This window comes from Salinispora pacifica CNR114, from assembly GCF_000514775.1.
Taxonomy (GTDB): domain Bacteria; phylum Actinomycetota; class Actinomycetes; order Mycobacteriales; family Micromonosporaceae; genus Micromonospora; species Micromonospora pacifica.
Map to the genome: position 1 here is coordinate 138,567 of NZ_KI911468.1, position 14,052 is coordinate 152,618.

The following is a 14,052-nucleotide window of genomic DNA, read 5'->3' on the forward strand; positions in this document are numbered from 1 at the left end:
CTCGGCCGCCCCGCCGCGGTCCGAGGGACCGACCGCCCGAGGCGGTGCGCACGGCGAGGAGTGCCGAGTGCCGGCTCCCTTGCCGTACGCAGCGACCCTATCCGAGCATGGGGGGTCTTGCTCCGGCGGGTGGTGATCCCGCCGCCGTCCTATCAGACCACGAGCATGTCGGGCGTGACTGCCGCTTCGGTATCCGGGATGCCGAGATCGCGGGCTCGCTTGTCGGCGAGCGCGAGCAGCCGCCGGATCCGTCCGGCGATCGCATCCTTGGTCAACGGCGGGTCGGCGAGCGCGCCCAGCTCCTCCAGCGATGCCTGGCGATGCTCCAGCCGCAGCCGCCCGGCCGAGGTCAGGTGGTACGGCGCGTCGTCGGCGAGGATCTCCAGGGCACGGGTGACCCGGGCGGCGGCGGCGACCGCCGCCCGCGCCGACCGACGCAGGTTCGCGTCGTCGAAGTTCGCCAACCGGTTCGCGGTGGCCCGCACCTCCCGCCGGACCCGACGTTCCTCCCAGGCCAGCACGCTGGCGTGGGCACCGATCCGGGTGAGTAGGGCGGCGATGGCGTCGCCGTCCTTGACGACCACCCGGTCCACGCCGCGCACCTCGCGGTTCTTCGCGGCGATGCCGATCCGGCGGGCCGCGCCGACCAGGGCGAGTGCCGACTCCGGGCCGGGGCAGGTGATCTCCATCGCACTGGAGCGACCCGGCTCGGTCAGCGAACCGTGCGCCATGAACGCGCCGCGCCACGCCGAGACCGCGCAGCAGACGTTGGCGGCCACCACATGCGGCGGCAGACCCCGCACCGGCCGACCGCGGACATCGAGCAGGCCGGTCTGCCGGGCCAGGAACTCCCCGTCCTTGACCACCCGCACGATGAAGTGACTGCCCTTGCGCAGGCCGCCGGAGGCGAGGACATGGATCTCGCTGGGGTAGCCATAGACGTCGGCGATCTCCCGCCGCAGCCGCCGGGCCACCGCCCCAGTATCCAGCTCGGCCTCCACGACCACCCGACCGGAGACGATGTGCAACCCACCGGCGAAGCGCAGCAGCGCCGCCATCTCCGCCCGCCGGCAGCAGGGCTTGGGCACGTCAACCCGGCTCAGCTCGTCCTTGACCGCCGCCGTCATCGCCATTGTGCGTCCTCTCACGGACCGGTTCCGGCGTGTCGCCGGAGATTACGTACGTGTCTAACGAGCGGCGCCCAGGACCGGCACCAGAGCAGCGGCGAGAGCAGCCGAATCATGACAGGGCGTGCCGTCGTTGACCGCGACCGGGGCGAGGATCAGCCGAGCGCCCAGCGATTCTGCCGCACGCTCGACCGGTGCGGGATCGCCCACCGCCTTGACGTCTCCGAGCACGCAGTCGACCCGCAGCTTCGGCAGGTACCACCGCAGCTCGGCCAGGTGATCGGCGACCGAGAGCCCGAACGTCTCCTTCTCGGCGGCCAGGTTCAGGGTGACCAGCCGGCGGGCGGGGCTCGCGGCGATGGCCGCGGCCAGCTCCGGCACCAACAGGTGCGGCAGTACGCTGGTATACCAGCTGCCCGGGCCGAAGAGGAGCCAGTCGGCTGTGCCGATCGCGGCCAACGCCTCGGGGCAGGCCGCCGGCGCCTCCGGGTTCAGCCGTAGCGACTCGACCCGACCGGTGGTGACGGCCACCTGATGCTGGCCGCTGACGATGCTGACCTCCGCCGGCCGGCCGGGGTCAACACCCCGGACCCGCGCCTCGATCCCGACCGGCTCGCAGGACATCGGCAGCACCTGCCCGACCGTGCCCAACATCGCGCCGGCATGCTCCAGCGCCGCCACCGGGTCGCCGAGCAACTCCATCAGCCCGCAGAGCACGAGATTGCCGACGGCGTGCCCGGTCAGTCCGCTCGCGGTGGCCGCCCGGTCGCCGAGCGTCGGGGTCGGCGTCGGCGTCGGCGTCGGCGTCGGCGTCGGCGTCGGCGTCGGCGTCGGCGTCGGCGTCGGCGTCGGGATTGTGGCAAAGCGGTGTTGGAAGAGCCCGGCGCTGCGCTGGGTGGCGGGATGATCTCCGGCCAGCGCGACGAGCGCCTGCCGCAGGTCCCCCGGCGGCAGCCCGCCCCGCTCCGCCCGCAGCCGGCCGCTGGACCCGCCGTCGTCGCCGACCGTCACCACCGCGGTCAGATCAAGGTCGAGTTCGGGAGCGCAGCGCCGCAGTGCCCGCAGCGAAGCGGAGAGCCCGTGCCCACCGCCGAAGGTGACCACCCGGATAGCCGTCACTCGCGCCCCAGGTCACGGTGCTGCGCGTTGACGGCGAGCCCGGTCTGACGCAGCCGCGCGGCCAACTCCTCGGCGATGGCGACACTGCGGTGCTTGCCACCGGTACAGCCGACGGCGGCGGTCAGATACCGCTTACCCTCCCGCTCGAAACCAGCGGTGGTGGCATTGAGCAGGTCGGCGAAGGTCGCCACGAATTCCTCGGCGCCCTCCTGGCCCAAGACGTACGAGCTGACCGCCTCCACCTGCCCGGTGTGCTCGCGCAGCTCCGGAACCCAGTACGGATTCGGCAGGAACCGGGCGTCGCAGACGAAGTCGGCATCCGGCGGTACGCCGTACTTGAAACCGAAGGAGACCACGGTCACCCGCAGCCGGCGGGCGTCCTCGGCGCCGAAGAGCTCCTCGATCCGCCGACGCAGCTGGTTGACGTTGAGGTGGCTGGTGTCGACGAACACATCGGCCTGGTCGCGAGCCCCCTCCAGCAGCCCGCGCTCAACCGCGATACCGTCGGCGAGCCGCCCCTCCCCCTGCAACGGGTGCGAACGCCGGACGCTCTCAAAGCGCCGGATCAACACCTCGTCGTCGGCGTCAACGAAGACCACCCGCGGGGCGAAGCCCCGCTCCTTGAGCTCCCGGATCGCACCGGCCAGGTCGGTGGAGAAGGCCCGGGAGCGCACATCCAGCACCATCGCCGTACGGCGGGCGGCGCCACCGGCCTTCATCGCCAGCTCGGCCATGTCCAGCATCAGCGCCTGGGGCAGGTTGTCGACCACGTAGTAGCCGACGTTCTCCAGGGCGCGGGCGACAGTGCTGCGCCCACCGCCGGAGACCCCGGTCACCACCACGAGCGTGGTGTCGGTGCCCGACGGGTCGAGCCCCTCCGGCACGCTCGGCTGCCCCTCGATCACCTGGTACCCCCAACCTGTGGCACCGCGACCCGAACTGGGCCACGGGTTCGAACAGCGACTCTAACCCGCCGAACCACCCAGATCCGCCGCGTCACATTCCCGACACCGAGACAGCTCGCTGCCCCATCAGCGGCGCAGTCACACCCGACGGTGACGCCGGCCGCGGTAACCCGACCCAGGTTTCGTCCGGCGGCTCCCCGCCACCGGCCCCGCACGGCCCGGGCGTGCACCGTCGCGTCAGGGGCCACTCGTAGACTGCGCCCCATGCCCTCCGCCACCGACCCGCAGCCCGCCGCGCTGGAAACCCTGCGGCGTGTCTTCGGCTACGACGCCTTCCGGGGCTTCCAGCAGGAGGTCATCGAGCACCTGACGGCCGGTGGGGACGCCCTGGTGCTGATGCCCACCGGCGGCGGCAAGTCGCTCTGCTACCAGATCCCGGCGCTGCTGCGGGACGGGGTCGCGGTGGTCGTGTCACCGTTGATCGCGCTGATGCAGGACCAAGTCGACGCGCTGACCGCGGTCGGGGTCCGGGCCGGCTTCCTCAACTCGACGCTGGACCTCGACGCCCGCCGTGCCGTCGAGCGGGCCTTCGTCGCCGGGGAGTTGGATCTGCTCTACCTCGCCCCGGAGGCCCTGGGCACCCGGGGCGTGCAGCACCTGCTCGACCAGGGGCGGATCAGCCTCTTCGCAATCGACGAGGCGCACTGCGTGTCGCAGTGGGGGCACGACTTCCGCCCGGACTACCTCGCCCTGTCGATGCTGCACGAACGTTGGCCGGGGGTGCCCCGGGTGGCGTTGACCGCCACCGCGACCAGCGCCACCCGGGCCGAGATCGCCACCCGGCTCCAGCTCACCTCAGCCCGGCACTTCGTCGCCAGCTTCGACCGGCCCAACATCCAGTACCGCATCGCCGCGAAGCGGGAGCCGAAGCGGCAGCTGCTGGCCCTGCTCCGGGACGAGCACCCGGGAGACGCCGGCATCATCTACTGCCTCTCCCGGGCCAGCGTGGAGAAGACGGCGGAGTTCCTGGTCGACAACGGTGTTGCCGCGCTGCCCTACCACGCCGGCCTGGACGCGGTCACCCGCGCCCGGCACCAGCAGCGTTTCCTGCGCGAGGACGGCCTGGTCATGGTCGCGACGATCGCTTTCGGGATGGGCATCGACAAGCCGGACGTACGATTCGTCGCCCACCTCGACCTACCGAAGTCGGTGGAGGGCTACTACCAGGAGACCGGCCGCGCCGGACGGGACGGCCTGCCGGCGACGGCCTGGCTCGCCTACGGTCTGACGGATGTGGTGCAGCAGCGCCGGTTGATCGACACCTCGGAGGGGGACCTGGCGCACCGGCGTAACCTCGCCGCCCACCTGGAGGCGATGCTCGCGCTCTGCGAGACGGTCCGCTGCCGCCGGGTGCAGCTGCTGGACTACTTCGGCGAGACCGCCGCCGCCTGCGGCAACTGCGACACCTGCCTGCAGCCGCCCGAGTCGTGGGACGGCACGGTCGCCGCGCAGAAGCTGCTCTCCACGGTCTACCGGCTCGACCGGGAACGTAACCAACGCTTCGGCTCCGGGCACTGCGTCGACATCCTGCTCGGCCGCGCCACCGACAAGATCCAGCAGCACCGGCACGACTCCCTGACGGTCTTCGGCATCGGCACCGAGCTGAGCGAGACGGAGTGGCGGGGAGTGGTCCGGCAACTGCTCGCCGAGGGGCTGCTGGCGGTCGAGGGAGACTACGGCACCCTGGCCCTCACCGACACCAGCGCGGAGGTGCTGGGCCGGCGCCGCACCGTCATGCTCCGCCGCGAACCGGCCCGGAAGGCCCGCCCGGCGAAGCCGCGCGGCGCGGCCACCGTGGTCGCCGAGCTGGCGCCGGCCGCCGCCGAGGCCTTCGAGCGGCTACGCGCCTGGCGGGCCACCACCGCCAAGGAGCAGGGCGTACCGGCATACGTGATCTTCCACGACGCCACGCTGCGGCAGATCGCCACCGACGCACCGGCCGCCCTGGCCGACCTGGCCCAGGTCAGTGGCGTCGGAGAGGCGAAGTTGGCGAAGTACGGCGAGCAGGTGCTGGCCGTACTCGCCGACACCCCACACCCTGCTTAATCAAAAGTGGGCAGCCGATCCGCTGCCCACCCAGGACCCGTGGGTTGCTGGAACACGCTGGCCATGTCATCCCACCCATGCCGGGCGCCGGGACCGACCGGGCCGAGCACGGCTGCTGGCCGACCGGCGACGGTAATAGTCACGCGTTCACCCGCTCGTGCCCGACGTACCAGGTCGCTGGCGTTCTGCCGCAGCTTCCGTCGCCCAACCTCGTCCCACGTGGCCCACGTTGGCCGGGTGTGTGCAGGTCCTGTGCCGGCGTCAGCGCCGGTTCAGCACCGGGCGATGAAGTCCGTCAGCACTGGGGTTAGGGTCTGCGGCGACGGTACGTGACCCTCGCCGGGCAGCACCCGGTGCGTGCCCTGCGGCAGCGCCGCGGCGGCGGCGCGGGCCACCTCGATCATCCAGTCCGGGCTCTCGCCGCCGCTGAGCACCAGCGCGGGCACGGAAACCCGGGCGGCGATCTCGACCGGCAGGATGCCACCACGGCTACGGTCACCCATGACCGCCGAGTCGTAGGCGAGCGTCGGCGCGAGCGCCACCACGTCGGCCCACCACGGCTCGTGGCGCAGCTCGGCCACCGCCTCCGCCGGCACGCCGGTGGTCTGGAAGAACAGCGCCACAGCGTCGTCGCGTCGATCCTCCGCCAGCAGCGTGGTCAGGGCCTCGGCGTAGTCGCGGGCCTCCTGGCGGTCCTCGTCGGTGTCCGCGCCGAAGGGTGGTTCGTGAAGCACGATCGCCCGGGCCGGCACCCCGGCCGCGGCGGCGTGCAGCACCAGTGCGGCACCGGACGAGTGCCCGTACAGGATGACGTCGGCACCGAGGTCGTTGACGAGGGCGGCGATATCCTCGACCTCCCGCTCGACGGCGTACGGGCTGACGTCGCCGCTGTCGCCGCGACCACGCCGGTCGTAGTTGACGACCGGCAGGTGGGCGCCGAGTCCCTCGGCCAGTTGGCGGGTCTTCGCCCGGTCGCAGGTGGCGCCGCCGACCACGATCAGCGGATCCGCGCCGTGCTCCCCGCAGCGTTCGTACGCGATCACCGTGCCGTCCACCGATGTCACCTTCAGCATGCCCGTGCCGTACCCTTCTGTCAGAAACGCTCCGATTGAACAGGTGCTACGTGCGTGGTTCGTCTGGCTCCGCAGAGCCGCCGAGCGCAGCGAGGATCGCCTCTGCGGTGCGCCTGCCGACCCCGGGGACCTCGGTGATCTCCTCCACCGAGGCGGCGGAGAGCCGCTTCAGCGAGCCGAAGTGCCGCAGCAGCGCCTTGCGCCGCACCTCGCCCAGCCCGGACACCCGGTCCAGCGCCGACTCGGTCATCCGCCGGGAACGCCGCTGCCGGTGGAACGTGATGGCGAACCGGTGCGCCTCGTCCCGCACCCGCTGCAGCAGGTAGAGGCCCTCGGAGGTGCGCGGCAGGATGGCCGGGAAGTCGTCGTCGGGCAGCCACACCTCCTCCAGCCGCTTCGCCAGCCCGCACAGCGCCACATCATCGACGCCCAACTCGGCGAGGGCCTGCGCCGCCGCCGCTACCTGCGGCGCACCCCCGTCCACCACCACCAGCTGTGGTGGGTAGGCGAACCGGCGTGGCCGGCCGGTCGTCGGATCGACCAGGGTGCCGACCCGCGGCTCGTCGGGCGCGCCCGGCCCGGTCGAGGCCGGCCCGGCCGGGGTGACTGGCTCACCGGCCGACTCGACCCCGGCCTCCCCCGTCTCGGCCCGGGCGTCCAGGTAACGGGCGAACCGCCGCCGCAGCACCTCCGACATCGCCGAGAGGTCGTCGGTGGCGCCCCGGATGATGAACCGCCGGTACTCACTCTTGCGCGGCAGCCCGTCCTCGAAAACCACCATGCTGGCCACCACGTCGGTGCCCTGGATCTGGGAGATGTCGTAACACTCGATGCGCAGCGGCGCCGTCTGCAGGCCCAGCGTCTCAGCGATCTCGTCGAGCGCCTTGCTCCGGGTGGTCAGATCACCGGCGCGTTTGAGCTTGTGCCGGGCCAGGGCGTCGGTGGCGTTACGCGCGACCGTCTCCAGCAGGGCCCGCTTGTCGCCGCGCTGCGGCACCCGCAGCGTCACCCGGCTCCCGCGATGGTCGGAGAGCCAGTCGGCTAGCGCCTCGACATCGGCGGGCAGCTCGGGCACGAGCAGTTCCCGGGGGACATCGGCCTCACCGTGCTCCCCGCCATAAACCTGGGTGCAGAAGTGGTGGACGAGGTCGCCGATGGTCAGCTCCTCGGTCTTCTCGACCACCCAGCCGCGTTGGCCGCGGATGCGCCCGTCCCGTACGTGAAACACCTGCACGGCCGCCTCCAGCGGGTCATCGGCGAAGGCGACCACGTCGGCGTCGGTGCCGTCGCCGAAGACCACGGTCTGTTTCTCCATCGCCCGGCGCAGGGCGGCCAGGTCGTCGCGGAGCCGGGCGGCCCGCTCGAACTCCAGCGCCGCGCTGGCGTCGGCCATCTCCCGCTCCAACCGGCGGACGATGAGGTCGGTCCGACCGCCCATGAAATCGCAGAAGCCGTCCACGATCGCCCGGTGCTCCTCGGCGGAGACGCTGCCGACGCAGGGCGCGGAGCACTTGTCGATGTAGCCCAAGAGGCAGGGACGGCCGACCTGACCGGCCCGCTTGAACACCCCGGACGAGCAGGTGCGCGCCGGAAAGACCCGAAGCAGCAGGTCGAGCGTCTCGCGGATCGCCCAGGCGTGCGAGTACGGCCCGAAGTAGCGCACCCCCTTGCGCTTCGACCCCCGCATGACCTGGAGTCGGGGGAACTCCTCGGCGACGGTGACCGCCAGGTACGGGTAGGACTTGTCGTCCCGGTAGCGGACGTTGAACCGCGGATCGTACTGCTTGATCTCGGTGAACTCCTGCTGGAGCGCCTCGACCTCGGTGGCGACGGAGATCCAGTCCACCGATTCGGCGGTGAAGACCATCTGCCGGGTGCGCTGGTGCAGATTGACCGGGTCGGCGAAGTAGGAGTTGAGCCGGTTGCGCAGGTTGCGCGCCTTGCCAACATAGATCACCCGGCCGGTTCCGTCACGGAACCGGTAGACCCCGGGTGATTCCGGAATCGTGCCGGGCGCGGGACGGTAGGACGAGGGATCAGCCACGTTCCGAGCCTAGTCGCCGGCTCCGACAGTCTCCGTCCGCGCCAGCTCCGGCCTGGTCGGCTCCGGCCGGGGTCGACCAGGCCGACCGCCGCCGGTCAGGCGAGCGAGATCTGGTCGCCGTTGACTTTGACATCCCGCGGGGCGAGGGGCTTGGTGGACGGGCCGGTCAGCACCGAACCATCCTCGATCGAGAACTTGCTCCCGTGACAGGTGCAGTTGATCGTGCCACCGTCAACGTTTCCCACCGGACAGTTCTGGTGCGGGCAGATCGGGTCGAAGCCCTTGAACTCGCCCGCTGACGGTTGGGTGATGACAACCCCCTGCGCGGCGTAGACGACACCGCCCCCGACCGGGATGTCACTGGTCCGGGCCAGCGACTGGGCTCCCTCCCGATCGCCGCCACCCGGGTCGCCGCTCTCGCTCAACGCCGGGCCAGGGCTGGCCTCGGCTTCGCCGGTGGAGTTGTCGCCGCAGGCGGCCAGGGCCATCGCCGCGCCGACCGCGCCTGCGCCGGCCAACACGGCCCGCCGGGTCCGTACGCCGTCGCCAGTGCCGACCCCCGCACCGGTCCCCGTCTGCTCGTCACTCATTCCACAGTCTCCTCGGCCAACGACCACCGCCATGATGGTGTGCCCCCGTCGGTCCCCCGAAACCAACGCACCCCGTCGGTTCACCCGGTCCGCGTCCCGGGGCCACCCGTGCGACCCTACCCGGCCGGCGAAGGTCACCGTCCTGGTCACCTTGCCGCCCTGATCATTCACCGGTCCGTGTCGCCCTCGGGTGACCCGGACCGGTGACGCAGGCCAGTTACCGAGCCTTGACGGCGGCCCTCTGTGGGGCACGGGTCTTCGCCCCGGCCGCGCGGGTCTTCGCCCCGTTGGCCTTGGCCGCCCGGGAGGTGGCCTGCGCCGCGCCCTTCGCCGCACCGTCGAGCTTGAGCACCTGGCGCACAAACTGGCCGGTGTGGCTCTCGGGCACCTCGGCGACCTCCTCCGGGGTGCCGGCGGCGAGGACCGTGCCGCCGCGGTGGCCACCCTCCGGCCCCATGTCGATGATCCAGTCAGCGGTCTTGATGACGTCGAGGTTGTGCTCGATGGTGATCACCGTGTTGCCCTTGTCGACCAACCCCTCCAGGACCATCAGCAGCTTCCGGATGTCCTCGAAGTGCAGCCCGGTGGTCGGCTCGTCGAGCACGTAGACCGTCCGCCCGGTAGAACGCTTCTGCAACTCGGAGGCGAGCTTGACCCGCTGCGCCTCGCCCCCGGAGAGGGTCGGCGCGGGCTGGCCCAGCCGGACGTAGCCGAGCCCCACGTCCACCAGCGTCCGAAGGTGCCGGTGGATGGCCGGAATGGCGGAGAAGAACTCCGCCGCCTCCTCGATCGGCATCTCCAGCACGTCCGAGACGGTCTTGCCCTTGTAGTGCACCTCCAGGGTCTCCCGGTTGTACCGAGCACCCTTGCAGACCTCGCACGGCACGTAGACGTCGGGCAGGAAGTTCATCTCGATCTTGAGAGTGCCATCGCCGGAGCAGGCCTCACACCGGCCCCCCTTGACGTTGAACGAGAACCGGCCCGGCCCGTACCCCCGGACTTTGGCCTCGACCGTCTCCGCGAACAGCTTGCGAACGTGATCCCAGACGCCGGTGTAGGTGGCCGGGTTGGACCGCGGGGTGCGGCCGATCGGCGACTGGTCCACCCCGACAACCTTGTCCACGTGTTCCAGACCGGCGACCCGGGTGTGCCGGCCCGGCACCAGCCGCGCCCCGTTGATCTGGTTGGCCAGCACCGCGTACAGGATGTCGTTGACCAGGGTCGACTTGCCGGAGCCGCTGACCCCCGTGACAGCGATCAGCTGACCGAGCGGGAACGTCACGGTCAGGTTCCGCAGATTGTGTTCGCGGGCCCCCCGCACCGTCAGCTCCCGGCCCGGCGTCTGCGGACGGCGCCGCTCCGGCGTCGGGATCTCCTTCCGGCCGGCGAGATACGCCCCGGTTATCGACTCCGGGTTCTCCAGCAGCGCCGGGACCGACCCGCTGTGCACGATCCGACCGCCGTGTTCGCCCGCCCCCGGGCCGATGTCGACGATCCAGTCCGCCGTCCGGATGGTGTCCTCGTCGTGCTCGACGACGATCAACGTGTTGCCGAGCCCGCGCAGGCGCAACAAGGTCTCGATCAAACGGTGGTTGTCTCGCTGGTGCAGACCGATCGACGGCTCGTCCAACACGTAGAGGACGCCGACCAGGCCGGAACCGATCTGGGTGGCCAACCGGATGCGCTGCGCCTCACCCCCGGAGAGGGTGCCGGCCGGGCGATCCAGGGAGAGGTAGTCCAGCCCGACGTCGAGCAGGAACCGCAGCCGAGCGTTGATCTCCTTGAGGACCCGTTCGGCGATCAGCCGCTGCCGATCGGTCAGCTCGACGCCGGCGAGCAGCTCGGCGCACTCCCCGATGGACATCCCGCACACCTCGGCGATACTCCGACCGGCGACGGTGACCGCCAGCACCTCCGGCTTGAGCCGGGCACCGCCGCAGGCGGCACAGGGCACGTCCCGCATGTAGCCCTCGTACTTCTCCCGGGACCACTCCGACTCGGTATCCGAGTGCCGGCGCTCGATCCACTGCATCACGCCCTCGAAGCCGGTGTAGTACGAGCGTTCCCGGCCGTACTTGTTGCGGTACCGCACGTGCACCTGGTCGTCGGCGCCGTGCAGGATCGTCTTCTGGATCCGGGCCGGCAGCGCCCGCCACGGCGTGTCGAGATCGAAGTGCTCCGCCTCGCCCAGCGCTCCCAGCAGGCGCAGGAAGTATTCCAGGGTGTGCCCGCCGGACCAGGGCTGGATCGCCCCCTCCCGCAGGGTGCGCTCCGGGTCGGGGATCACCAGCTCTGGGTCGACCTCCTTTTTCGTGCCCAGGCCGGTGCACTCCGGGCACGCGCCGTAGGGGGCGTTGAAGGAGAAGACCCGGGGCTCCAGGTCCTCGATCGCGAGCTGGTGGTCGTTGGGGCAGGCCAGGTGCTCCGAGTAGCGGCGCTCCCGCTCCGGGTCGTCCTCGGGCAGGTCGACGAAGTCCAGCAGCACCAGACCGCTGGAGAGCCCGAGTGCCGCCTCGACCGAGTCCGTCAGCCGCTGCTTGGCGGACGGCTTCACGGTGAGCCGGTCGATGACCACCTCGATGGTGTGCTTCTCCTGCTTCTTGAGCTTCGGTGGCTCGGTCAGCGGGTGCACCACCCCGTCCACCCGGGCGCGGGCGTAGCCCTTCGCCTGCAGCTCGGCGAAGAGGTCCACATATTCGCCCTTACGACCCCGGACAACCGGCGCGAGCACCATGAACCGGGTGCCCTCAGCCATGGCCAGGACCCGGTCAACAATCTGCTGCGGGGTCTGCCGGGAGATCCGCTCGCCGCAGACCGGGCAGTGCGGCTGGCCGATCCGGGCGAAGAGCAGGCGCAGGTAGTCGTAGACCTCAGTGATCGTGCCCACGGTCGACCGGGGGTTACGCGAGGTCGACTTCTGGTCGATGGAGACGGCCGGGCTGAGCCCTTCGATGAAGTCGACATCCGGCTTGTCCATCTGGCCGAGGAACTGCCGCGCGTACGACGACAACGACTCGACGTAGCGCCGTTGCCCCTCGGCGAAGATGGTGTCGAAGGCCAGGCTCGACTTGCCGGAACCGGACAACCCGGTGAACACGATGAGCGCGTCCCGCGGCAGGTCGAGACTGACGTCACGCAAGTTGTGCTCGCGCGCGCCACGGATGATGAGTCGGTCAACCACGGTGCGTGTTCTCCCGGGGTGCGGATTGATCGGCAACTGTCGCCCGACGGCCGGCCCGGGAGGTTTGACCCGGATGACGGCCGAGCGGTCACCTGTGCGGTTGTGTCGCCCGTTGGGCGGGATGATTACCTGGCCACCTTGGTCACTTGTCGCCTTTGTAACCTGGTCACTTGATGTACCCGGTTGCCTGGTCACCAAGCGCCAAGAGTGCCTCGGCAAGCCTAGCCCTGGGGTGTGACACTTCCCTTCGCCCGCGCATTCCCCCAGCTCACGTCGGTCAGCCGGGCACCACCCGTACCCCCGGGACCTTCACCACCGCGCCACCGCCCGGCACCGCCACCAGCGCCTGCCCGGCGGAGTGGAGTCGGCCCATGCCATCCACCCGCCGGCTCGCCGACGTCGGCAGCGCCACCGCGCCGGCCAGCGCGTTTACCAGAACCGACCGGCCCGCCCGGGGCGGGCCGAGCAGGCCGAGGGTCCGACCGGGCGCCACCTCCGCGCGTAGCGGGTCGAGCCCCGCACCCCGCCGCGCACCCACCGGCAGCACCGGCACCCCCGGCGCTGCCGCCGCAACCCGCCGCACCACCGGAGCCGGATCGGCGACCAGGTCAGCTTTGGTCAGCACCACCAGTGGCCGGGCCCCCGACTCCCGCGCGAACGCGAGCAGGCACCTAATCCGACTGAGGTCGGGCTCGGGACGCATCGGCTCGACCACCGCCGTGGCGGTCAGGTTGGCCGCCAGGATCTGCCCGTGGGCGACCTTGCCGGCGGGCGGTTCCCGCAACGCGGTACGCCGGGGCAGCACGACCTCGACCGTGACGTGTCGGTCGGGCCAGGTGGCGAACAGCACCCAGTCCCCCACGCACGGCAGGTACGTCCGGTCCCGGGCGGCCGTGGCCAGCACCGCCCCGCCGAGGGTGGCGCGGAGCGGGCCGGCAGCCCCGAGGACGGTGTACACCCCCCGCTCCACCCGGGCCACCCGGCCCGGCTGATAGTCGGCGCGCCGTCGTGCGTCGGACGCCCGGTCGGCGTCCCAGCCCAGGGCGGTCAGGTCGATGGTCATGAAATCCACTACCTCCTCCGACCTCCCGGCCTCGCGTTGTCGCCGACCGTAGGGCGCACCGTCGACACCCGAAACCGATTTCCCCGGCGACGAAGGGACGGCCCGACCGCTAGGGTCGAGAGGTGACCTCCGATCCACTGCGGCTGACCGGCGAGGTGGACGACGCCACGGCCCGTCTCCTGCGCACCACGGCGGACCTCGAAGAGACGAGCCTGACCGCCGCGTCCCTGCTGCCCGGTTGGACCCGGGGACACGTGCTGTCCCACCTTGCCCGCAACGCCGACGGGTTCGTCAACCTGCTCACCGCCGCCCGCACCGGGGACCCCATCCCCATGTACGCGAGCCCCGCCGCCCGCTCCGCGGACATCGAGGCCGGCGCCGCCCGCCCACCCGCCGCGCACCGGGACGACCTGCGCCGCAGCGCGGACCGGTTCGCCGAGGCGGTGGCGGCGATGCCGGCCGAGGCGTGGGGCGCCACGGTCACCACCCGACGCGGGCCGTGGTCCGCGGCGAACCTCGTCTGGGGCCGGCTTCGCGAGGTCGAGGTGCACCACGTGGACCTGGCCGTCGACTACCAGCCCGCCGACTGGCCGGAAGCGTTCGGCCACCGGCTCCTACGCGAGGTCGCCACCGGCCTGGCCGGGCGCCCCGACGCGCCGCCGATGGTGCTGCGTTGCGACGGCAGAGAGCACGAACTGGTGGTCGGCGACCGTACCGCCGCCCCCACCGTGAGCGGCGCCGCGCCCCACCTCGCCGCCTGGCTGATCGGCCGCAGCCCCGGCACCCGGCTCACCGTCACCCCCGACGGCCCGCTACCGACCCCACCCGAATGGATCTGACCGAC

General features: G+C 71.5%; 11 protein-coding genes. 2 read left to right on the forward strand and 9 right to left on the reverse strand.

Annotated elements, in window-relative coordinates; all coding sequences use genetic code 11:
• Nucleotides 1-152: 152 nt before the first annotated feature.
• The 3 genes from whiA to rapZ are packed head-to-tail and all read right to left on the reverse strand — an operon-like array spanning nucleotide 153 to nucleotide 3,151.
• Nucleotides 153-1,133, reverse strand: coding sequence for a DNA-binding protein WhiA (gene whiA, locus B118_RS0127480; RefSeq protein ID WP_018223368.1), 981 nt, complete (start codon nucleotides 1,131-1,133; stop codon nucleotides 153-155).
• Nucleotides 1,134-1,187: 54 nt separating this feature from the next.
• Nucleotides 1,188-2,246 carry a gluconeogenesis factor YvcK family protein gene (locus B118_RS0127485; RefSeq protein WP_028193811.1) on the reverse strand — a complete coding sequence of 353 codons (1,059 nt, stop codon included), beginning with the start codon at nucleotides 2,244-2,246 and terminating at the stop codon, nucleotides 1,188-1,190.
• Nucleotides 2,243-3,151, reverse strand: a complete 909-nt coding sequence (rapZ, locus tag B118_RS0127490) for an RNase adapter RapZ (RefSeq protein WP_018811214.1) — start codon at nucleotides 3,149-3,151, stop codon at nucleotides 2,243-2,245. The genes B118_RS0127485 and rapZ overlap by 4 nt, the downstream gene beginning before the upstream one ends.
• Before the next feature lie 264 nt (nucleotides 3,152-3,415).
• Between rapZ and recQ the strand changes: the two genes are divergently transcribed.
• Entirely contained in the window at nucleotides 3,416-5,257 is a 1,842-nt protein-coding gene (recQ, locus tag B118_RS0127495; protein WP_027658754.1) for a DNA helicase RecQ, read from the forward strand.
• Here recQ and B118_RS31465 read toward each other — a convergent pair.
• From B118_RS31465 to rsgA, 6 genes are all read right to left on the reverse strand, one after another.
• Nucleotides 5,254-5,451: a type II toxin-antitoxin system prevent-host-death family antitoxin gene (locus tag B118_RS31465; RefSeq protein ID WP_080678187.1), complete on the reverse strand. Its 198-nt coding sequence runs from the start codon at nucleotides 5,449-5,451 to the stop codon at nucleotides 5,254-5,256. The genes recQ and B118_RS31465 overlap by 4 nt on opposite strands.
• Nucleotides 5,452-5,529: 78 nt before the next feature.
• Nucleotides 5,530-6,330, reverse strand: a complete 801-nt coding sequence (locus B118_RS0127500; protein WP_018223364.1) for an alpha/beta fold hydrolase — start codon at nucleotides 6,328-6,330, stop codon at nucleotides 5,530-5,532.
• Between the two features lie 46 nt (nucleotides 6,331-6,376).
• The gene (gene uvrC, locus B118_RS0127505; RefSeq protein ID WP_018811217.1) at nucleotides 6,377-8,374 is read right to left on the reverse strand and encodes an excinuclease ABC subunit UvrC; all 1,998 of its coding nucleotides are present in this window, start codon (nucleotides 8,372-8,374) and stop codon (nucleotides 6,377-6,379) included.
• Nucleotides 8,375-8,469: 95 nt separating this feature from the next.
• Nucleotides 8,470-8,964, reverse strand: a complete 495-nt coding sequence (locus B118_RS0127510) for a Rieske (2Fe-2S) protein (protein ID WP_018811218.1) — start codon at nucleotides 8,962-8,964, stop codon at nucleotides 8,470-8,472.
• Nucleotides 8,965-9,181: 217 nt separating this feature from the next.
• On the reverse strand, nucleotides 9,182-12,145 hold the full coding sequence (gene uvrA / locus B118_RS0127515; RefSeq protein WP_018223361.1) for an excinuclease ABC subunit UvrA: 2,964 nt from the start codon (nucleotides 12,143-12,145) through the stop codon (nucleotides 9,182-9,184).
• 277 nt (nucleotides 12,146-12,422) lie between these two features.
• A complete protein-coding gene (rsgA, locus tag B118_RS0127520) occupies nucleotides 12,423-13,217 on the reverse strand; it encodes a GTPase RsgA (protein ID WP_027646239.1) in 795 nt (264 codons plus the stop codon).
• Between the two features lie 113 nt (nucleotides 13,218-13,330).
• On the opposite strand from rsgA, the gene B118_RS0127525 reads away from it, so the two are divergent.
• Nucleotides 13,331-14,047 carry a maleylpyruvate isomerase family mycothiol-dependent enzyme gene (locus B118_RS0127525; protein WP_018811220.1) on the forward strand — a complete coding sequence of 239 codons (717 nt, stop codon included), beginning with the start codon at nucleotides 13,331-13,333 and terminating at the stop codon, nucleotides 14,045-14,047.
• The last annotated feature ends 5 nt before the right edge of the window (nucleotides 14,048-14,052 follow it).

Bases quoted from the DNA above. Each gene is read 5' to 3' on its own strand.
- B118_RS0127510 (WP_018811218.1), bottom strand. From the start codon at position 8,964: ATGAGTGACGAGCAGACGGGGACCGGTGCGGGGGTCGGCACTGGCGAC.
- recQ (WP_027658754.1), top strand. From the start codon at position 3,416: ATGCCCTCCGCCACCGACCCGCAGCCCGCCGCGCTGGAAACCCTGCGG.
- whiA (WP_018223368.1), bottom strand. From the start codon at position 1,133: ATGGCGATGACGGCGGCGGTCAAGGACGAGCTGAGCCGGGTTGACGTG.
- B118_RS0127500 (WP_018223364.1), bottom strand. From the start codon at position 6,330: ATGCTGAAGGTGACATCGGTGGACGGCACGGTGATCGCGTACGAACGC.